20 protein-coding genes and 1 tRNA gene are annotated in these 17,139 nt (G+C 65.9%); 5 read left to right on the top strand and 16 right to left on the bottom strand.

Going from position 1 to position 17,139, the window contains the following annotated elements; translation table 11 throughout:
- Nucleotides 1-33: 33 nt before the first annotated feature.
- The 11 genes from ACJYUO_RS07940 to ACJYUO_RS07890 all read right to left on the bottom strand — a co-directional run bounded on the left by ACJYUO_RS07940 (nucleotide 34) and on the right by ACJYUO_RS07890 (nucleotide 8,781).
- Nucleotides 34-105 (bottom strand) — tRNA-Ala (locus tag ACJYUO_RS07940).
- Between the two features lie 120 nt (nucleotides 106-225).
- Complete coding sequence (locus tag ACJYUO_RS07935) at nucleotides 226-930, bottom strand: rhomboid family intramembrane serine protease (RefSeq protein WP_494344853.1); 705 nt, start codon at nucleotides 928-930, stop codon at nucleotides 226-228.
- A gap of 262 nt (nucleotides 931-1,192) precedes the next feature.
- A complete protein-coding gene (gene rpsJ / locus ACJYUO_RS07930) occupies nucleotides 1,193-1,501 on the bottom strand; it encodes a 30S ribosomal protein S10 (protein ID WP_004215311.1) in 309 nt (102 codons plus the stop codon).
- Nucleotides 1,502-2,764: a translation elongation factor EF-1 subunit alpha gene (tuf, locus tag ACJYUO_RS07925; RefSeq protein WP_494344852.1), complete on the bottom strand. Its 1,263-nt coding sequence runs from the start codon at nucleotides 2,762-2,764 to the stop codon at nucleotides 1,502-1,504.
- 186 nt (nucleotides 2,765-2,950) lie between these two features.
- Nucleotides 2,951-3,898, bottom strand: a complete 948-nt coding sequence (locus ACJYUO_RS07920) for a homoserine dehydrogenase (protein WP_494344851.1) — start codon at nucleotides 3,896-3,898, stop codon at nucleotides 2,951-2,953.
- Nucleotides 3,898-4,467 carry an amino acid-binding protein gene (locus ACJYUO_RS07915; RefSeq protein ID WP_494344850.1) on the bottom strand — a complete coding sequence of 190 codons (570 nt, stop codon included), beginning with the start codon at nucleotides 4,465-4,467 and terminating at the stop codon, nucleotides 3,898-3,900. Before ACJYUO_RS07915 ends, ACJYUO_RS07920 begins: the two co-directional genes overlap by 1 nt.
- 157 nt (nucleotides 4,468-4,624) lie before the next feature.
- Nucleotides 4,625-4,990, bottom strand: a complete 366-nt coding sequence (locus ACJYUO_RS07910) for a NifU family protein (protein WP_494344849.1) — start codon at nucleotides 4,988-4,990, stop codon at nucleotides 4,625-4,627.
- 60 nt (nucleotides 4,991-5,050) lie between these two features.
- Complete coding sequence (locus ACJYUO_RS07905) at nucleotides 5,051-6,496, bottom strand: LVIVD repeat-containing protein (protein WP_494344848.1); 1,446 nt, start codon at nucleotides 6,494-6,496, stop codon at nucleotides 5,051-5,053.
- Between the two features lie 111 nt (nucleotides 6,497-6,607).
- Nucleotides 6,608-7,585 carry an ROK family protein gene (locus ACJYUO_RS07900; RefSeq protein WP_494344847.1) on the bottom strand — a complete coding sequence of 326 codons (978 nt, stop codon included), beginning with the start codon at nucleotides 7,583-7,585 and terminating at the stop codon, nucleotides 6,608-6,610.
- A 134-nt stretch (nucleotides 7,586-7,719) separates the two neighbouring features.
- Nucleotides 7,720-8,184 (bottom strand): universal stress protein, encoded by a 465-nt coding sequence (locus tag ACJYUO_RS07895; protein ID WP_494344846.1) that lies wholly within the window; start codon nucleotides 8,182-8,184, stop codon nucleotides 7,720-7,722.
- 144 nt (nucleotides 8,185-8,328) lie between these two features.
- Nucleotides 8,329-8,781, bottom strand: a complete 453-nt coding sequence (locus ACJYUO_RS07890; protein ID WP_494344845.1) for a universal stress protein — start codon at nucleotides 8,779-8,781, stop codon at nucleotides 8,329-8,331.
- Nucleotides 8,782-8,900: 119 nt separating this feature from the next.
- Here ACJYUO_RS07890 and ACJYUO_RS07885 point away from each other — a divergent pair, with 119 nt between their 5' ends.
- The 3 genes from ACJYUO_RS07885 (at nucleotide 8,901) to ACJYUO_RS07875 (ending at nucleotide 10,876) form a co-directional block, all read left to right on the top strand.
- Complete coding sequence (locus tag ACJYUO_RS07885) at nucleotides 8,901-9,641, top strand: SDR family NAD(P)-dependent oxidoreductase (RefSeq protein WP_494344844.1); 741 nt, start codon at nucleotides 8,901-8,903, stop codon at nucleotides 9,639-9,641.
- Nucleotides 9,642-9,830: 189 nt separating this feature from the next.
- On the top strand, nucleotides 9,831-10,289 hold the full coding sequence (locus ACJYUO_RS07880; RefSeq protein ID WP_494344843.1) for an MOSC domain-containing protein: 459 nt from the start codon (nucleotides 9,831-9,833) through the stop codon (nucleotides 10,287-10,289).
- Between the two features lie 119 nt (nucleotides 10,290-10,408).
- Complete coding sequence (locus ACJYUO_RS07875) at nucleotides 10,409-10,876, top strand: phosphopantetheine adenylyltransferase (RefSeq protein WP_494344842.1); 468 nt, start codon at nucleotides 10,409-10,411, stop codon at nucleotides 10,874-10,876.
- A 30-nt stretch (nucleotides 10,877-10,906) separates the two neighbouring features.
- Here the strand turns inward: ACJYUO_RS07875 and ACJYUO_RS07870 are convergent, their stop codons facing one another.
- Nucleotides 10,907-11,704 carry a ZIP family metal transporter gene (locus ACJYUO_RS07870; protein ID WP_494344841.1) on the bottom strand — a complete coding sequence of 266 codons (798 nt, stop codon included), beginning with the start codon at nucleotides 11,702-11,704 and terminating at the stop codon, nucleotides 10,907-10,909.
- A 158-nt stretch (nucleotides 11,705-11,862) separates the two neighbouring features.
- On the opposite strand from ACJYUO_RS07870, the gene ACJYUO_RS07865 reads away from it, so the two are divergent.
- On the top strand, nucleotides 11,863-13,500 hold the full coding sequence (locus ACJYUO_RS07865; protein WP_494344840.1) for a potassium channel family protein: 1,638 nt from the start codon (nucleotides 11,863-11,865) through the stop codon (nucleotides 13,498-13,500).
- Nucleotides 13,501-13,590: 90 nt separating this feature from the next.
- On the opposite strand, the gene ACJYUO_RS07860 is transcribed toward ACJYUO_RS07865, so the two are convergent.
- From ACJYUO_RS07860 to ACJYUO_RS07850, 3 genes are all read right to left on the bottom strand, one after another.
- The gene (locus ACJYUO_RS07860) at nucleotides 13,591-14,835 is read right to left on the bottom strand and encodes a digeranylgeranylglycerophospholipid reductase (protein WP_494344839.1); all 1,245 of its coding nucleotides are present in this window, start codon (nucleotides 14,833-14,835) and stop codon (nucleotides 13,591-13,593) included.
- A 183-nt stretch (nucleotides 14,836-15,018) separates the two neighbouring features.
- A complete protein-coding gene (locus tag ACJYUO_RS07855; protein WP_494344838.1) occupies nucleotides 15,019-15,435 on the bottom strand; it encodes a universal stress protein in 417 nt (138 codons plus the stop codon).
- 119 nt (nucleotides 15,436-15,554) lie between these two features.
- On the bottom strand, nucleotides 15,555-15,704 hold the full coding sequence (locus ACJYUO_RS07850; protein ID WP_494344837.1) for a DUF7557 family protein: 150 nt from the start codon (nucleotides 15,702-15,704) through the stop codon (nucleotides 15,555-15,557).
- Nucleotides 15,705-15,899: 195 nt separating this feature from the next.
- Between ACJYUO_RS07850 and ACJYUO_RS07845 the strand changes: the two genes are divergently transcribed.
- The gene (locus ACJYUO_RS07845; RefSeq protein WP_494344836.1) at nucleotides 15,900-16,139 is read left to right on the top strand and encodes a DUF8593 domain-containing protein; all 240 of its coding nucleotides are present in this window, start codon (nucleotides 15,900-15,902) and stop codon (nucleotides 16,137-16,139) included.
- Between the two features lie 24 nt (nucleotides 16,140-16,163).
- Here the strand turns inward: ACJYUO_RS07845 and ACJYUO_RS07840 are convergent, their stop codons facing one another.
- Entirely contained in the window at nucleotides 16,164-16,955 is a 792-nt protein-coding gene (locus ACJYUO_RS07840) for a hypothetical protein (RefSeq protein ID WP_494344835.1), read from the bottom strand.
- Nucleotides 16,956-17,139 lie beyond the last annotated feature (184 nt).

Below are 17,139 nucleotides of genomic sequence, written 5' to 3'. Positions count from 1 at the left end.
GTCTACCACTGACCGGCGAAGCGTCGTCAAAAGTGGACTCGCTGGGATTTGAACCCAGGGCCTCTTCCTTGCGAAGGAAGCGATCTACCACTGATCTACGAGCCCTCGCCCGTTCCTAACCCGGGTTTCTATTTGTAGCTTGTGTTTCGAGGACAGGTCGTGACCAACCACCACGGGAACGAACCACTCGAGCGTGCCTCCTCGAGCGAAGACCCGAAACAACCCTCAGAGCCTCGCAGGGTCGGAGTGAGTGCTCGAGTCGGCCTGCAACACGCGAGCGCGGCCGGCGGCCGCGCCGACGAGAAAGCCGGTAAAGTGGGCGATCAGGGCGACGCCGGGCGAGGCGGTGGCGAACGTGACCGCGATCGCGAGCCCGACGAAGACGAGGATCGACAGCCACTGCGGGACCGCGACGAACGAGGCCAGCCCCGTCGCGAGCCGGTTCGAGGCGACGAGATAGCCCAAGAGGGCGAAGACGGCACCGCTGGCACCGAGCACGCCCGGCGTGGGTGCGACGGGGACGAAGGGCAGCGCCGCGAGCACGCCCGTGATGACGATCTGGGAGACGCCCGCGATCGCACCCGTGATCGCGAAGAAGGTATGAAAGCGCAGGCGCGTCGTGGCTCGCGCGACTGGCCAGCCGAAGACGACCAGCGCGATGGTGTTCGAGACGAGGTGGCCGAGCCCGCTGTGAGCGTAGACGCTCGTCACGATGGTCCACGGATTCGTCGTCAGCGGCGGTGCGAGGATGAAGAACGTTCCCATCAGGCCCGCGACCGTCGTGATTCCCTGCGCGACGAAGACGACGGCGAAGACGACGAGCACCTCGAGAAGCGGGCTGCTTGAGCCCGAGGCCGACCCGTCGCTCCCGTCGGAGTCGGACCGCAGGTAGGTGGTCGACTGTGACCGTGACCGCGAGCGACTCGCCATAGGGGTAGCTGGCACGGCAAGCGACAAAAGTCCCGTCGCTTACGGGTGGGTCGAGGCGGAAAGCGCGGACTCGAGCGGCTGCTGATAGAGAACGGCCCGAGCACCGTCAGGTCCCTTCCGGATCATCGACCCGTCCCAGCCTGCAGCACGGCTGCTGTGCGGTGTCTCACGACAGTCGAAGGACACAGCGACGGCTACTGGACGAGCGCTCGAGACGGCACAAAAACGGTAAATAACGCCACTTCGAGTCGCGATCGGACCGTCAGTCTTCGAGGACGATCTCGATCGAGACGTCGTTCGGCACCTGAATGCGCATGAGCTGTCGGAGTGCGCGTTCGTCGGCGTCCAGATCGATCAGGCGCTTGTGGACGCGCATCTCCCAGTGCTCCCACGTCGCAGTGCCCTCGCCGTCGGGCGACTTTCGGGTCGGCACTTCGAGGGTTTTCGTCGGCAGCGGGATCGGCCCGCTCAGGTTGACGCCGGTGTTGTTCGCGATCTCGCGGACGTCGTCACAGATATCGTCGAGGTCGTCTGGACTCGTGCCCGCGAGTCGAACGCGTGCCTGCTGCATTTATTTCTCGTGGACTTCGAGGACTTTGCCGGCTGCGATGGTCTGACCCATGTCGCGGATGGCGAAGCTCCCGAGTTCTGGGATCTCGCTGGACGGCTCGATGCTGAGGGGCTTTTGCGGTCGGATGGTGACCACAGCAGCGTCACCCGACTGGATGAAGTCGGGGTTCTCCTCGGCGACCTCGCCGCTCGAGGGGTCCATCTTCTTGTCGATGGACTCGATCGTACAGGCAACCTGTGCGGTGTGGGCGTGGAAGACCGGCGTGTAACCGGCCGTGATCACGCTGGGGTGCTGCATGACGACGATCTGGGCCTGGAACGTCTCGGCGACGCTTGGCGGGTCGTCGGCTGGGCCACAGACGTCACCGCGTCGGATGTCGTCCTTGCCGATGCCGCGGACGTTGAATCCGACGTTGTCACCGGGCTCTGCTTTGGGCACCTCTTCGTGGTGCATCTCGATCGTCTTCACTTCGCCGCCCACGTCGCTGGGCTGGAAGGAGACGTTGTCGCCGGTGTTCAGGAGACCGGTCTCGATACGTCCGACGGGGACGGTACCGATACCGGAGATGGTGTACACGTCCTGAATCGGGAGTCGAAGCGGCGCGTCCGTCGGCGGCTCCGGCTCCGGCAGGTTGTTCAGGGCCTCAAGCAGGATTTCGCCGTCGTACCACGGCGTGTTGTCGGACTTCTCGGCGATGTTGTCGCCCTCGAAGGCCGAAATCGGGATGAACGAGGCGTCCTCGGTGTTGAACTGAACCTGCTTGAGCAGCTGGTTCACTTCCTCGACGACCTCGTCGTACGTCGACTCTTCGTAGTCGACGATGTCCATCTTGTTGATACCGATGATGAGCTCGTCGATACCGAGGGTTCGAGCCAGGAAGACGTGCTCCTGGGTCTGGGGCGCGACACCGTCGTCAGCGGCGACGACGAGGACGGCGTTGTCCGCCTGGGATGCGCCCGTGATCATGTTCTTCACGAAGTCGCGGTGACCAGGACAGTCGACGATGGTGAAGTCGTACTCGTCGGTGGAGAACTCCTGGTGGGCGATGTCGATGGTGACACCACGCTCTCGCTCCTCGGCGAGATTGTCCATGACGTAGGCGAACTCGAAGCCGCCCTTGCCCTTCTCTTCGGCTTCTTCGCGGTGCTGTTCGATGACGTGCTCGGGTACGCTCCCCGTCTCGTAGAGGAGTCGTCCCACGAGCGTACTCTTCCCGTGGTCAACGTGACCGATGATGGCCAGGTTCTGGTGTTGGTCGCTCATTGTTGTAGCTCACGCGCAGAGGCGCTTATATCGGTCTCTTTGGCTCGTTGCGGTTAAAACCATTTCGAAAGCGTATTCGGCCTACCCCGACGCCTTCTTGCGGTTTGGCTAGCATTCACATGCTTCGAACGGTCCCAACAGCCGACTCGAGTCGGAATCGGTCGGCGAGAAAAACGCGGTCGCGGATTACAGCGGCGGGAGTCGGCCGACGTCGGAAAGCACGGCCGTGGCCGTCTCCGGGCCGCCGGCACCGCGGCCACTCGAGTGCAAGGAGCCGGCGTTGCGCGTTTCGATCTGGACGATGTTGCGCGTGCCCGTAACTGCGAGGGCCCCGTTCTCGGGGACGAGCCGCGGGCCGACGCGGATGCCCTCGCGGGTCGCCTCGCCGATGAGCCGGATCGTCCGGCCGTCCTCAGCGGCGAGCTCGAGCGCGCTGCCGGGAATCGACTGAATGCCCTCGACGGTGGCGTCCTCAAGCGAGAACCCGCCGTCTCCCAGCACGTTCGCGAGAATGACGAACTTGAGCGCGGCGTCGGTCCCGTCGACGTCGAAGGTGGGGTCGGCCTCGGCGACGCCCAGATCCTGGGCCTCCGCGAGGACGTGTTCGTAGTCCAGTCCCTCGGCAGCCATCCGGGTGAGGATGAAGTTCGCCGTGCCGTTGAGCACGCCTCGGACCGCGGTGACGGCCTGTGGTGTGCAGTCTTCAATCGTCGAGAGGACCGGAATCGCGCCGCCGACGGTCGCCTCGAACCGGATCGAGCCCGCACTCTCGGCCTCGAGCGCGCGGAGTTCCTCGTAGCGTTCGGCGACCGGGCCCTTGTTCGCGAGGACGACGTGGCGGTCGGCCTCGAGCGCGCGTTTCACGTGCGAGAAGCCGGGTTCGGCGTCGCCCAGTGTCGTCGGCGTCGCCTCAACCAGCACGTCGTACTCCGTCTCGAAGACAGCTGCGGGCTCACTCGAGCCGAGTGCCTCGCCGCCGACCTTGCGCTCGAGGGCGTCGGCGACGGCGATCCCGCTCGGATCGACTGTGGCGCTGGTTGAGTCCGCAAGCGCGACGACATCGTGATCGTATTCGCCGGCGAGATCGGCCACCGAGCGGCCGACGTCACCGGCACCGAGGATTGCGAGTTTCATCAGGCGTCACCTCCGAGCAGTGGTTCGACGACGGTCAGGTCCTTGTCCGTCCCGATCGAGCGGATCGCCGCGATCGCCTCCGAAGATCGGCCGGAGTCGATGGCGAGTCGGGCACGCGCACTCGAAATACCGTCGGTCCCTTCGGGCGCGGCGAGGGAGAGATCGAGCACGACGGCGTCGGCCTCGTCCTCGATTCGCGAGAGCGTATTCGAGAGGTCGGTTTCGACGAGATGGCCGACCAGCACGACGTTTACCTCCTCGCCGTAGTGTTCCGCGCCGGCCTGAATGACGTTGACGCCGGCCCCGCGGAGTCCCTCGACGACATCGTCGAACCGGTCGGGGGGACACTCCAGATCGACCTCGACAGGGATGTGGCCACGCGGCGTGATGTTGCCGCGTTCGTGGTGGATACTCAACAGATTGCCGCCGTTGTCGGCGATCGGGGCGAGCGCGCGGAGCAACTCGCCGGGTTCGTCGACGAGCTCGAGCCGAACAGTATAGGCTCGAAGGCCACCGTCGGTTTCGGCGTCGGGGTCGTCCTCGTCGCCGCCCTCGGGCGGGTTACCCATCATCGACACCTCCGTGCTGCGGGCGTCTACTCGTCATCATGATATCTGATGTCCGTAACGGGCGCGTAAAAGGATATAGGACTTGCCAAAACTCTCCGACCCTGTCAACGAGGGCCACGCGGCGTGCAGCCGCGAGCGGCGGATTCCCGGCGGACCCTCAGAGGTGGTCCTTTCCGGGGTTCGACGAGCCCCAGTCGCCGCGGCCGCCCTCGGTCCGATCGACGCCCATGATGGACTCGGGCTGGTCGGGACCGCCGAGGCTGTCGCGCGCGTCGGGCACGCGGACGGTGACCTCGTCGATTTCGGGCCACGTGATGAGCTCGGCTTCGATATTGCCAGTGGTCACGTCGCTGACCGAACAGCCCTTACAGCCACCGCCGAGTTCGATGATGACCTCGCCGGTCTCGGGGTCGGCTGCCCGTACCGCACTGGTCCCGCCGTGCATCTGGATGATCGGCATCTCCCGAGCCATCCACTGCTCGACGCGTTCTTTCAGCGACGCCTCGTCCTCGGAGTCAGTCATGTCCCGTGCTAGGCACTCGAACGGTGTATAAGTTCGGTCACGCCGCCGAAATTCCACGAATTAATCCTGAACGTTTCCGCGCCGGCGCAGCCACTCGAGGCCCACCCCACAAGCGGCGAGGCCGCTGAGGCCAGTAAAGCCGGGAATCGAGTCGTCCTCGTCGGCTTCGGTTTCGTTGGCAGCCCCGTTCGTCTCGTTCGTTCCGTTGCTGTCGGCCCCCCAGCCGTCGGGCTCTCGCAGCGACGGCGGATCGGCCTGCTCGCCCGCTTCGATCGGGAAGGTATAGAGCGCTCCCTCGAGGGACGTGTTCGGAATCGCTTCGGTGCTCGTCGCGACGAACGTTTCGCCGGGTTCGAGGACGCGGGCCGTCCAGAAGCCGGTTTCGGCTGGGTTGCGCCACCACGCGAGTTGCTCGGGGTCGGCGGGGTCGGAAACGTCGTGGATCTTCACGCCAGCGCGATACCACGACGAGTAGAGTCGGCCGTCGCGCAGTTCGAAGTTGTGCGACGTCGTCCACGTGCCCCCGCCGTGTGACTCGTCGGCCGTCCGCGGAGGGTCGATCGACCCGCGGTGGACCGGCTCCGCGGGATCGCTCACGTCGTAGAGGTCGATCCCGCCCGGTCGATCCGGTTCTTCCCCACCGGTAGCCCACGCCTCTCGCCCGACCGCCATGAGGTCGCCGATCTCGTCGACCGCGGCGTAGTGATCGTTGCCCGGCAGCCCGTAGACGGCCTCCTCCCGGTCGTCGATCTCGCGTTGCTCCGCGAGAGTGGTGTCCGCAACGTGGGACACGTACTCTGGCTCGCTCGGATCGCTCACGTCGACCAGATAGGTCCCCGCGTTCCAGTGGGCGAGATAGGCGATCCCGTCTTGAACGTAGACATCGTGGAGGTAGCGGGCGAACCAGTCGACTTCGCGCCAGCCGGGTTCGTGATCCAGCAGCGACCACGTGCCGACGTGGGCGATCTCGTCGCCGCCCACATCGTAGATAGTGAGCGGGTTCTCCTGTTGGGTGTTCGCGACGACGAACAGCAGCTCGTCCTCGAGATAGCAGTTGTGGATGTGGTAGCCGGTCTCGTACGCGCCGATCGAGACGGGGTCGGCGGGATCGCTGATATCGTAGCACCGGAATCCCATGACCCCGAGGCCCGGGTTGGCCGGCCCCGCGACGACCAGCCGGTCGCCGTCGACGGTCACGTCGAGGATCTCGGACAACGTCTCTCCCTGGAGCTCGATGTCGCGTTCCTCGGCGAGGATCGTCGGCTCGGCTGGATCGCTCACGTCGACGGTCGCAAACCCGGTGGCGACGGCGACGGCGACCGTTTCGCCGTCATCGGCGACGACGCCTTCCGCGGCACCGGAGACGGGGATTCGACCGAGCGGTTCGTATCCGCTTTCCTGTCGAACGGCGGGACTCGATCGAGACGATGCACCCGCGCTCGCGCTCGAGAGAGACAGGGCGAATCCGGCGGCACCACTCCTCGCGAGAAACGCTCTCCGCTCCATACCCACAGCAGGGGGCCGCAGGTACATAGAAGGTGGCTGCTCGCGGGCGTCCGTCGCGAGAGTCGTGGCCGATCCGTGACTGCGATTCGGAACGGACGACTCGCGAGCGGTTCAGCTCCGCAGCCGTCGTCGATCGCCGGTTCCTTGGGTCAGCGCGCTCGCCAGCGCGCCCTCGACGACGACGTCGTCGCCGAGATCGGTGACCCGGATCTCGGGGACGTTCGTCATGACCATCTCGGAGACGCGCTCGCGGATGGGATCGACGACCAACTCCTCGTTGTGCAAGGCGACCGCGCCGCCGAAGGAGACGACGATCGGCGCGAACGCGTGGACGACGTTGGTCACGCCGATCGCGTTCCAGTGGGCGAGCTGTTCGATAACGTAGTCGGCCAATTCGTCTTCGCCCGCCAGCTCGAAGACATCCTTCGCCGTGAACTCTGCCCCCTCGAGCGGGAGGGACGTGGAGATCGTCGGGTCGTCCTCGGCGAGCAACCGGGCGTAGTCGGGGATAGCGTTGCCCGAGCAGTAGGCCTCCCAGTGGCCATCGCGGCCACAGCCACAGGTCAGGCGGCCGCGGGGGTCGACGACGTAGTGGCCGACCTCGCCGACGTTGCCGTCCCAGCCGCTCATCACGGACCCGTCACAGCAGACGCCGGCACCGATCCCCGAGGAGATAGTGATGTAGGCCATGTCGTCCGGGTTGCTGGCGGCGTGAAAGCGCTCGCCGATGACGCCCGCGGCGGTGTCGTTGTGGAGGTAGACCTCGTCGCTGTCGATCAGCTTCGAGATCGGGCCCGTCAGCGGAATCCGGTCGATCGAGTCGGGGAGGTTCGCGGGGTCGATCACCGCGCCCTCCGCGAGATCGAACGGCCCGATCGAGCCCATCCCGGCGGCGGCGATCCGCGCGGGATCGACCCCGGCGTCGCCACACGCCTCGCGAAGCGTTCGAAGCACGCCTTCGGTCACGTCGATACCCGTCGGTCCGCGTGGTGTCGATCGGCGACTCACGCCGATCGTCGTCCCGTCGGCCTCGGCGACGATGGCCCGGACGTTGGTCGCGCCGAGATCGACGCCCGCATAGTAGACCATGTTGTCCTAACGACGACCGTCACCGTACTTAACTACCCAGATTATACTCGGCGACGAGTAGCAATCTCGATACGTTACGGAGCCGATAGCGAGGCGGTGGCGAGCAGGATCGACGACGGCTCGCGAGAGCGGCGCTATTCCATTACGTCGAGGTCTCGGAAGTAGGTGACCGGACAAGGGGCCTGCAGAATGATTTCCTGTGAGACGGAGCCGAGAACGGCCTTTTCGGCGGGCGAGCGCCGCCGGCCGCCGACGACCATTCGGTCCGCGCCGACGTCGATCGCCATGTCGACGACCTTCGTACTGACCTCCCCGAGCGCGCCCTTGATCTCGTAGTCGACGCCGGCCTCCTCGAACCGCTCGGCGAGTTCCGGCACCGGCGCGCGCTGAGCGGCGACCGCGTCGGGGTCGACATCGTCGACGCGGGCGTCGAAGCCGAGGTCGTCGTGGACGTCTTCGTATTCGTCTTCCGTGAACGCGTGCCCGATCACGACGGTCGCATCGAGGGGGTCCGCGATCTCGAGGACCGTTTCGGCGAGTTCCGGCGCGCGCACTGTGTCCATGGGACCGACCGCGAGAAGCACCGTATCGATTGCCATACGCTCACAATGGTCTGGCCACCCGCTTAAGTATTCTCTTCGGGGCGGTATTACAGTATGTTCGTCATGTCGGCTGCGTGGCCACTACCCGAAACGGCGGCCCACTATCGGACCGTCTTCACTGCGTTTCGACGACCGGCCGGGCTACTCGTCGTGGCGAACGAACGTAACCGGGCAGGGAGCCGACAGCATAACTTCCTGTGCCGTCGAGCCGAAAACGGCCTTGCCGGTCGGCGAGCGCCGGCGGCCGCCGACGATGATTCGGTCGGCCGCGGTACTGTCCGCCAGTTCGACGATCGTCGGCCCGTGTTCCCCGACGGCCCCCCGGACCTCGTAGTCGACGCCGTGTTCCTCGAGGATCGACTCCATGTCGTGGATCGTCGAGTGCCGGGTCGCGACCGCGTCGGGATCGACCGTGTCGAGGTCGGTATCGAAGTCGAGGCGGTCGAGTACCTCGTCATACTCGTTGCTCGTGAACACGTGTGCGAGGACGACGGTTGCGCCGGCGGGCTTCGCTACTTCGAGGACCGCTTCGGCCAGCTGGTCGCTGCGGTCGGCGTCGCCGGGGCCCACTGCAAGCAATACTGTATCTAGCATAGCAGACGGGTTAGCCGCGCACCGCCGTAAATCCGGGGGGTGTGATCCGAACTCCCCGAACGGGACACCTGGGCGTAGGTTCCGGGCGATTTTTCCACGCCGTCACCGAGGACCGAAATATGGATGGACCGGATATGGACGGGCAGACAGTACTCGTCACGGGCGCAGCGGCCGGCGTCGGTCGCGAACTCCTGCTTTCGACGGCCGACTGTGGCGCGCAAACGGCGGTTCACTACCACACGAGCGCCGACGCCGCCCGCGAGGTGGCCGCGGAGGCTCGCGACCGCGGCGCGGCCGACGCGATGACGATCCAGGGGGACGTGACCGATCCCGAGAGCGTCGACGGACTCTTCGCCGCCGTCGAGGCCGAACTCGGGAGCGTCGACGTGCTGGTGAACAACGTCGGCGACTTCGCGCCCGCCCATTGGGCCGACCTCGAGTTCGCGGCATGGAACCGCGTCCTCGAGACGAACCTCAACGGGACCTACCTCTGTTCGAAGCGGGCGCTGCCGGCTATGCGCGAGCACGGGTACGGCCGAATCGTCAACGTCGGCTACGCCTCGAGCGAGCAGGGCCTCGTCAGCCCGAAGAACTTCCCCTATTTCGTCGCGAAGAAGGGCATCTTGATGTTCACGCGGATGCTCGCGGCCGACACGCAAGACGATGGGATCACGGTCAACGCCATCTCGCCGTACGTCGTCGAGAACTCCGACGAGTTTCCCGACGACCTCCCGCGGGACCGAGCCGCGAGTTTCGACGACCTGATCGCACCGCTGTACTTCTTCCTCGATCCGGATAGTGAGTACGTCAGCGGCGAAAACATCGAGGTCGACGGCGGCTGGTTGCCAGAGTCGGTGTAATCCGATCACCGCGGCGCGACGCGCCGCGGGTGATTTTTGGTCCAGATTCTTGCAAGGAGTGGGCCTCGAACGGAGTGAGAGGCCCCGACGCAGTAAAAGGGTGGGTGTAGAACATCGAGGTCGACGGTGGCTGGTTGCCCGAGACGGTATGATGTCAGGGATTATGTCCAAGCGAGCCCATATACTCGTATGAGTGGTCGAATCCGGGCGATCCACGTCGCACCGGCACAGGGTGAACCGATGGAGCGAGTCGAGCACGTCGAGGCGGTCGCCGAACGGGGTCTCGAGGGGGATCGCTACTTCGCCAGCGAGGGGACGTTCGCCGACCGCGAGGGGTGCGATCTGACCTTGATCGAATCGGAAGCACTCGAGGCGGTCGAGCGCGACGACGACATCTCGCTCGAGCCGGGGGTTCACCGGCGAAATCTCACGACCGAAGGCGTCGCGCTGAACCAACTGGTCGGCGAGCGGTTTCGAATCGGAGCAGTCGTCTGCGAGGGCACGGAACTCTGCGAGCCGTGTTCGTACCTCGAGTCCCACCTCGAGAGGCAGGGCGTCCGCGAGGCGCTGGTTCATCGCGGCGGGCTTCGAGCGCGGATTCTCGAGGGTGGCACGGTGACGGAGGGAACGCGCGTCGAACGGCTCTGAGGAGGCTCGATTCCGGCGCGGAGGACCGGTCCGTCTGGGTCGGCAGACTGTTTCGGCGGACGGTTCACTGTCGGCCGATTCGCACCACAGTTATGGGGCCTCTCGTGCTCGGTTCGCCCATGCGAGTCGCAGTCGCCGGCACGTTCGGGCCGCTCCACGACGGCCATCGGACCCTCTTCGAGCACGCGCTCCGCTTTGGCGACGACGGCGTCGTCGTCGCGGTCACGGGCGACGGACTGGCGATCGAGACCCGTCACGAACCCCGTCCCATCCCGTCGCTCGACGAGCGGACCCGAGCCGTGACCGCAGAACTCGCCGCCCTCGACGAGTGGGACCGGGAGATCGAACTCCGCACGCTCGAGTCCGAGTACGGGATCGCGACCGACGAGCCGTCGATCGACGCGCTGGTAGTTTCCCCCGAGACGGCCCCCGAACTCGAGGCGATCAACGACCGCCGACGCGAGCGCGGGTTCGGGCCGCTGTCGGGGATCGTCGCACCGTACGTTTACGCCGCCGACGGCGAGCGGATCTCCTCGACGCGGATCGTCGAGGGTGAGATCGACGAGCACGGGCGGGTGCTCGAGTGAAACGCAGTCTCGAGTTTGCGTGCGAGAATGTTACACGAACGCGAGCGGCACCATCACGAGCACCCCGACGGCGATGCCGCCCGCAAGTTCGGGTTTCCCGCCTCGGGGCAACCGCTCGCCGATCTCGAGGGCTTCGGGGAGAAACTCCGTGAGCACGAGATAGATCATCGCGCCGGCGGCAAAGCCGAACCCGTAGGGGAGGAACTCGCGGGCGTAGCGGACGAAGCCGTACGCGAGGACGGCCCCGACGGGCTGGGGGAGACTCGAGAAGACGGCCCACCAGACCAGCTTCCAGTTGGCGACGTCCATCGAGCGCAGCGGGATCGAGATCGCGGTCCCCTCTGGAATATTGTGGACCGAAATCGCGACCGTCATGAAGATCGCGAGGACGGGGACGGTAACGCCGAGGAGTTCGGTGCCGCCCTCGAGGCCGAGATCGGCAAAGGAGACGCCGATCGCGACGCCCTCGGGAAAGCTGTGGACGGTCAGGATCCCGAGGATGAGGACGAGCTTCTTGAAATCGGCCTCCTCGTACTGCTGGGGGTGGATGTCGGTGTCCATCAGTACGTCGTGTGCGAGGACGACGAGCGCGACCCCGGCCGCCATCCCGATCGCGATCTCGAGGGGGGTCCCCTCGGCCAACCCCTCATCGATCAGTCCGAACAACGACGCCGAAACCATGATCCCCGAGGAGAGCCCCCAGAGGATGACGTTTCGCCGGTCGCTGAGCCCCTCGAAGAAGAAAAACGGAAGCGCGCCGAGACCGGTCGCAAGCGCCGTGACCAGACCGGCGACGAACACCAACAGGAGGTTCTCGAGGAACGCCATCTGTCGAGAGATAGGACTGGAGGCATAAACCGGCGGCGGAGGCAGTCTCTCTGGCCGTTTCGGCGGGGAGAACCCCGCGTATGAGGGGCCGTTGTCGGGGATTCCCGTCGACCGCATCGACCGGTACCGTCAACAGCCGTCCGTCGAATGGAACGTGTATGGCTCTGTGGAGGTCCCGCCGCGCCGGCTACTACCTCGCGCTCGTGGCCGCGACGACCGTCGTCTCCACGCTGCTGTACAACTACGGGATGGCGACGTGGGAGAACGACCCCCAGCCGCTCTACCGGTCGCTCGAGGTCGTCTTCCAGACGTACACGACGACCGGTTACGGCGAGGACGCGGGGTGGGCGACGCCCCAGATGAACCTGCTGATGATCGCTCTGCAGCTCACCGGGATCGGGCTGATCCTCACCGGCGTCGACATCTTCGCCGTCCCGTGGCTGCGAGACGCGCTCTCGACGACGCCGCCGGCGGCCGCCCCCGATCTCGAGGACCACGTCGTCATCTGCGAGTACACGTCCCGCGTCGAGGCGTTCATCGACGAACTCGAGTCCCGCGGGCAGGAGTTCGTCGTCGTCGAGTCCGACGAGGGAACGGCGACCGAACTGCACGAAACGGACCGGCGGGTCGTCCACGGCGACCCGGAGTCGACCGACGTCCTCGAGAACGCCGGCATCGAGCGCGCGATGGCGGTTGTGGCCGACTCGGCCGACGACACGAACGCGAGCATTGTCCTCTCGGCTCGCGAGGCGAACCCCGACGTGCGGATCGTAACGCTGGTCGAGGACCAGCGACTGGGGGAGTACCACCGGATCGCGGGCGCGGATGAGGTGCTCTCGCCGCGCCAGTTGCTCGGCGAGAGCTTCGCCCACCGGGTGCCGACGGCCGTGACGACCGCGGTCGACGAGGGCGTCGAGATCGGAAACGGGCTGGAACTGGTCGAACTCTCGATCGCGGAAGGAAGCGACCTCTGTCGGCGGACCGCCGGGGAGATCCGGCTCCTCGAGCGGTTCGGCGTCGACGGCATCGGCGCGTGGATCGACGGCGAGTTCGAGAGCCCGATTCCGCCGGACCGCGAACTCGATACGGGCACACGACTCCTCGTCGCGGGCGAAGCGGACCGAATCGACGCCCTGCGATCCGAGGCGGCGACGATCCGCCCCTTCTCGGCCCAGCACGTCGTGATCGCCGGCTACGGCGAAGCGGGGGCGGCGGCGGGGGAGGCACTCGCCGAGACGAACTCCCGCGTGACCGTACTCGACAGCGCCGACAAGGCGGGCGTCGACGTGATTGGCGACGCCCGCGATCCAGCGGCGATCCGCGAGGCCGGTATCGACGACGCGTCGGCAGTGATCGTCACCCTCGACGACGACACGACGGCGATCTTCGCGACGCTCGTCGCGCGGGATCTGAACCCCTCGGTCGACATCGTCGTCCGAGCGAACGACGCGGAAAGCGACCAGAAGCTGTACCGAGCCGGCGCGGACTACGTGCAGTCGCTGGCGACCGTCAGCGGGCGGATGCTCGCCTCGACCGTCTTCGAGGACGAGGACGTGCTCGCCGTCGACAGGCAGATCGATGTCGTGAAACTCCCCGCAGGCCGGCTGGCGGGACAGACCGTCACCGACGCCGAGGTCCGCTCGCGGACGGGCTGTACCGTCCTCGCCGTCGTCCGGGACGGCGAGACGATCGTCGAGTTCGATTCCTCGTCGTTCGTCCTCGAGGACGACGACGCGGTCGTTCTCGCGGGCACGGACGAGAGCGTGCAAGCCTTCGAGTCACAGTTTCTCGCCTAACCCGCCGCTGGCGGCTCGCCGACGCTATCGCTACGTGGCTCACAAACGTCTCGACGAGAAACGGACGGAAACCGAGGCAACTGCGACGGCTTACAGCAGGGAGGAGAGGTCCAGTCGCTGTTTCGCGAGATCGACGAGCAGCGGCGCATCCTCGAGTTCGAGCAGGCGTGCGATGGCGAGGGGGTCGCCATTGTTCGCCTTGGCCAGCGTGTCGTCGCCGAGCCGTTGGAGGTCCCGCATGAGCTGATCGTAGCGCTCGTTCGGGGCGAGATAGAGGAGTTGGGTCATCAGCAGTCGACTCTTCGCGTTGGGCGCGACATCGCGATGCCAGAGGGTGTCGTAGACCTCGAGGTTCTCGGCGGTCGGCTCGACACCGTCGTGTTTGAGACAGCTGTCGGCGGTGGCGGCGGCCGCGCGACCCGACTGCATGCACTTGTTGATCCCCTCGCCCCAGAGCGGGTCGAGGCTCGGAACGGTGTCGCCGATCGCCATGAACCGATCGGTGTGGAGTTGCGTCGGCTCCTGAATGTGGGCCGAGCCGCGGTGTTGTTTGCCCTCGATCCGTTCTGCGTTCTGGAACCGCGGATCGGTGTCGAGCCAGTGAGACATGTAGTCGTCGATGGTGAAATCGTCCCGGCTGTACTGGTCGTGGCTGTCGTTTTGGATGTAACAGAGGCCGACCTTGGCGGTGTCTTCGCCCGTGTGGAAGATCCACGAGTAGCCGCCGGGCGCGATCTCGTGGTCCAGTCGCAACATCATGGCGTCGCGCAGGCCGGCGAAGCCAGGCCGATCGATATCGATTCCCTCGAACTCGTACTCGATACCGATCGCGTGGTTTTCCCGTTTGAGATCGACAACGCCGAGTTTCTTCGCTAGCGGCGCGCTCGGGCCCGTTGCGTCGATGACGATGTCGCCGTAGACCTCCTCGTCGCCGTTGTAGGTGACGCCGGCGATCTCGCCGTTTTCCATGATCGGCGCGGTAACGCGGGCGTCGAAGCGGTACTCAGCACCCTTCTCGCGGCTGTCGCGGACGAGATAGCGTTTGAAGTCGGCGAACTCCAGGACTGCACCGGTCTGATCGCGAACGTAGTGTTCGGTCGGCGACTCGAGGACGACGCTGTCGGTGTACTGCATCACGACGTCGTCCGGGATGCCGAAGGCGGCCATCATGGAGTGGAACGTCCCCGCAGTGGACTTGTTGCTCTGGCGCGGGAACCCATCCTCGGCCTCGGTCTCGAGGACGACGACGTCGTACCCTCTAGCGGCGAGATCGCGGGCACACTGTGCGCCGGCGGGACCGGCACCGGCGATGACTACGTCGTAGCGGTCGTTCATGTAATCGAGACTGTGGTGGGCCTTAATTAGTCTGTCCTGTTGTGATCGTTTCGACGATGCTGATCCGCTGGAGTCCTACCCGGTACTGCCTGTGACAGCGTGAGTCGGGCGATTCCGGACCGCTCGAGGCGGATACGCGGGAGCCAAACGACTTCGCCTGTGCGCGAACAGCAGTCGAAACTGCTATCGGACGATCGTCACCGGAACGGGTGCCTGCCGGGTGATTTGCTCGGCGACGCTGCCGAGCAACACCCGCGAGAACCCGGTCCGGCCGTGGCTCCCGACGACGATCCGGTCGATGGCGTTGGCCGCGGCGTAGTCGACGACCGCGTCGGCCGGTTGGCCGATCACCAACTCCGTCTCGATCGAACAGCCGTCGTCGGCCGCGCGATCCTCGGCCGCCGCGAGCAGTTCCTGGCCGGCCTCCTGCTGGCGCTCCATCAGGACATCTGGCCCGAGGTGTGCGACTTCGCCGTAGCCGCTGCCGGTCGGGTCGACGGCGTGGACCACCGTGATCTCGTCGTCGGCGTGTTCGTCACACGCGAACTCGAGGGCCGCCCACCCCGGCTCCGAGTCGTCGAGCGCGACCAGCAGGTGCATACGCTACCCTACGGGGACGACCTACTTGAGTGTCATCATCTCTCACACCTGTCCGGTTGGCATCGATCATCCCGTCAGCGGTCTCGAAAGAACGAAGGGAAGACTGCGAGTCCCATCGGCTACTCGGAGTAGCCTTCCTGTAGGAACGTCCCTTCGGTCTCGTACATCGACACCAGTTCCTCGATGAGTGCCTCGGGCGTCTCGCCCTCCTCGCAGTGGCTGTCGAGTCGATCCATCAGGTCGTCGCTGATCTCGAGTGTCTGTGTCATGGTGTGGGAACGGTCACGGCGAATGGGGGTCCGCGCGGTCGGACGCCACCGCTAGCCTCGAGTGCCATCGGCAAATAGCCACTGGGCGCAGACAGCAAGTGCGTCTCCCGTCGGCCAGCACGGCCGCTCGAGGATGCCGTAGACCGGCACGGGACGGCCGTTCGTTTACCCCGCTGGTCGTCGTAGCGATCGGCTATGACAGCTCCATTGACCGACGACGCGGTCGGGAAGACCGTCGTCGATATCGACGGGAAGGAACTCGGAATCGTCGCGAAAGTCGAAGGGCAGCGAGCCTACGTCGACCCCGATCCGAGCGTCGCGGAACAGGTCCTCGCCACCGTCGGCTGGGAGGGCGAAGACGACGAGGACTACGTCGTCACCGAGGACATGCTCCAGCGGGTCGACAACGAAGTCGTCCTGCGCGGCGAACTCTGAGCCCGGCTCGCTCCGGTCGACCGCTCACTCGAACGACTGATCGTCGAACGATTGCTCGCGCCACGTCGTCCAGTCGTAGAGCCGCTCGAGTTCGCCGCCCTGCTGGCGGATCGCCACGGCGGTGTCGAACAGGAACGCGGCGACGAGCGTCGTCCCGACGAGCCACGCGGCGTCGGCGAGCGCGGCGTAGCCGTTCAGGTGGTTCGTGAGCAGGTCGACGAAGACGACCGCGGTAACGCAGACGATCGCCGGCAGCAGGTGACGGGTCAGCGCGGCGAACGTCGTCCCCTCGTGGACGCGAACGGCGCGGACGGCATAGAGCACCGCCCAGGCCGACGTGACGACCCAGCCGACCGCGACGACCAGCCGACTCGCAGAGGTCTGAACCAAGAACGTGCCCCACCACGCGGCGATGAATCCGGCGACAACGACGTAGTCCGCCCACGCAGGCAGTAACCGAGACCGATCGTCCGCACCCGGCTGGTCGTGGTACATCGCGCGGATCGCCAGGGCGAGAAAGAGGATGAAAAAGAGGATCGCACCGTCGACGAACCGGCCGATCCACTCGGGCTCGAACAGCAGCGAGCCGACGCCGGCGACGGCGTAGACGATCGCCGCGCCGATGCCGAGCAGGAGGAACCACTGCTCGGTACCGGCGTCGACGGCGAGGACCTCTCGGACGTAGATCGTCGCGTAGTAGAGCAACACCGTCGCTGCGACACCCATCGCGAAATACGCGAACAGCCGTCCGATCGCAACCGTCGCGGCCGGATCGCCGGCATCGAACGTAATCGCCGAAATCGGGGCGAACACCATCGGGTGACAATCGCGGTCGAACTGTTATAAGTATACAGCCCTGTTTTCGTCGATCGGGAAGCCGGTCGTTCGCCATCGGCTCCCCAACGTGGGGCCTGCGGAGACACGATCAGCTCGCCGAACGAACCGAGCGGGACGGACTGATCTCTCTCACTCGCTCGCTCGAAGCGGGACCAAGACGGAC

It is taken from the genome of Natrinema sp. CRL1 (assembly GCF_059162405.1).
This window is presented reverse-complemented; position numbering and strand designations above follow the sequence as displayed.

What these genes read in the sequence shown, in the direction of transcription:
- ACJYUO_RS07905 (WP_494344848.1), bottom strand. Translation starts at nt 6,496, where the DNA reads ATGGAGCGGAGAGCGTTTCTCGCGAGGAGTGGTGCCGCCGGATTCGCC.
- ACJYUO_RS07895 (WP_494344846.1), bottom strand. Translation starts at nt 8,184, where the DNA reads ATGGCAATCGATACGGTGCTTCTCGCGGTCGGTCCCATGGACACAGTG.
- ACJYUO_RS07915 (WP_494344850.1), bottom strand. Translation starts at nt 4,467, where the DNA reads ATGGGTAACCCGCCCGAGGGCGGCGACGAGGACGACCCCGACGCCGAA.
- ACJYUO_RS07850 (WP_494344837.1), bottom strand. Translation starts at nt 15,704, where the DNA reads ATGACACAGACACTCGAGATCAGCGACGACCTGATGGATCGACTCGAC.
- rpsJ (WP_004215311.1), bottom strand. Translation starts at nt 1,501, where the DNA reads ATGCAGCAGGCACGCGTTCGACTCGCGGGCACGAGTCCAGACGACCTC.
- ACJYUO_RS07865 (WP_494344840.1), top strand. Translation starts at nt 11,863, where the DNA reads ATGGCTCTGTGGAGGTCCCGCCGCGCCGGCTACTACCTCGCGCTCGTG.
- ACJYUO_RS07840 (WP_494344835.1), bottom strand. Translation starts at nt 16,955, where the DNA reads ATGGTGTTCGCCCCGATTTCGGCGATTACGTTCGATGCCGGCGATCCG.
- ACJYUO_RS07900 (WP_494344847.1), bottom strand. Translation starts at nt 7,585, where the DNA reads ATGGTCTACTATGCGGGCGTCGATCTCGGCGCGACCAACGTCCGGGCC.
- ACJYUO_RS07845 (WP_494344836.1), top strand. Translation starts at nt 15,900, where the DNA reads ATGACAGCTCCATTGACCGACGACGCGGTCGGGAAGACCGTCGTCGAT.
- ACJYUO_RS07935 (WP_494344853.1), bottom strand. Translation starts at nt 930, where the DNA reads ATGGCGAGTCGCTCGCGGTCACGGTCACAGTCGACCACCTACCTGCGG.
- ACJYUO_RS07870 (WP_494344841.1), bottom strand. Translation starts at nt 11,704, where the DNA reads ATGGCGTTCCTCGAGAACCTCCTGTTGGTGTTCGTCGCCGGTCTGGTC.
- ACJYUO_RS07910 (WP_494344849.1), bottom strand. Translation starts at nt 4,990, where the DNA reads ATGACTGACTCCGAGGACGAGGCGTCGCTGAAAGAACGCGTCGAGCAG.
- tuf (WP_494344852.1), bottom strand. Translation starts at nt 2,764, where the DNA reads ATGAGCGACCAACACCAGAACCTGGCCATCATCGGTCACGTTGACCAC.
- ACJYUO_RS07875 (WP_494344842.1), top strand. Translation starts at nt 10,409, where the DNA reads ATGCGAGTCGCAGTCGCCGGCACGTTCGGGCCGCTCCACGACGGCCAT.
- ACJYUO_RS07885 (WP_494344844.1), top strand. Translation starts at nt 8,901, where the DNA reads ATGGATGGACCGGATATGGACGGGCAGACAGTACTCGTCACGGGCGCA.
- ACJYUO_RS07880 (WP_494344843.1), top strand. Translation starts at nt 9,831, where the DNA reads ATGAGTGGTCGAATCCGGGCGATCCACGTCGCACCGGCACAGGGTGAA.
- ACJYUO_RS07890 (WP_494344845.1), bottom strand. Translation starts at nt 8,781, where the DNA reads ATGCTAGATACAGTATTGCTTGCAGTGGGCCCCGGCGACGCCGACCGC.
- ACJYUO_RS07920 (WP_494344851.1), bottom strand. Translation starts at nt 3,898, where the DNA reads ATGAAACTCGCAATCCTCGGTGCCGGTGACGTCGGCCGCTCGGTGGCC.
- ACJYUO_RS07860 (WP_494344839.1), bottom strand. Translation starts at nt 14,835, where the DNA reads ATGAACGACCGCTACGACGTAGTCATCGCCGGTGCCGGTCCCGCCGGC.
- ACJYUO_RS07855 (WP_494344838.1), bottom strand. Translation starts at nt 15,435, where the DNA reads ATGCACCTGCTGGTCGCGCTCGACGACTCGGAGCCGGGGTGGGCGGCC.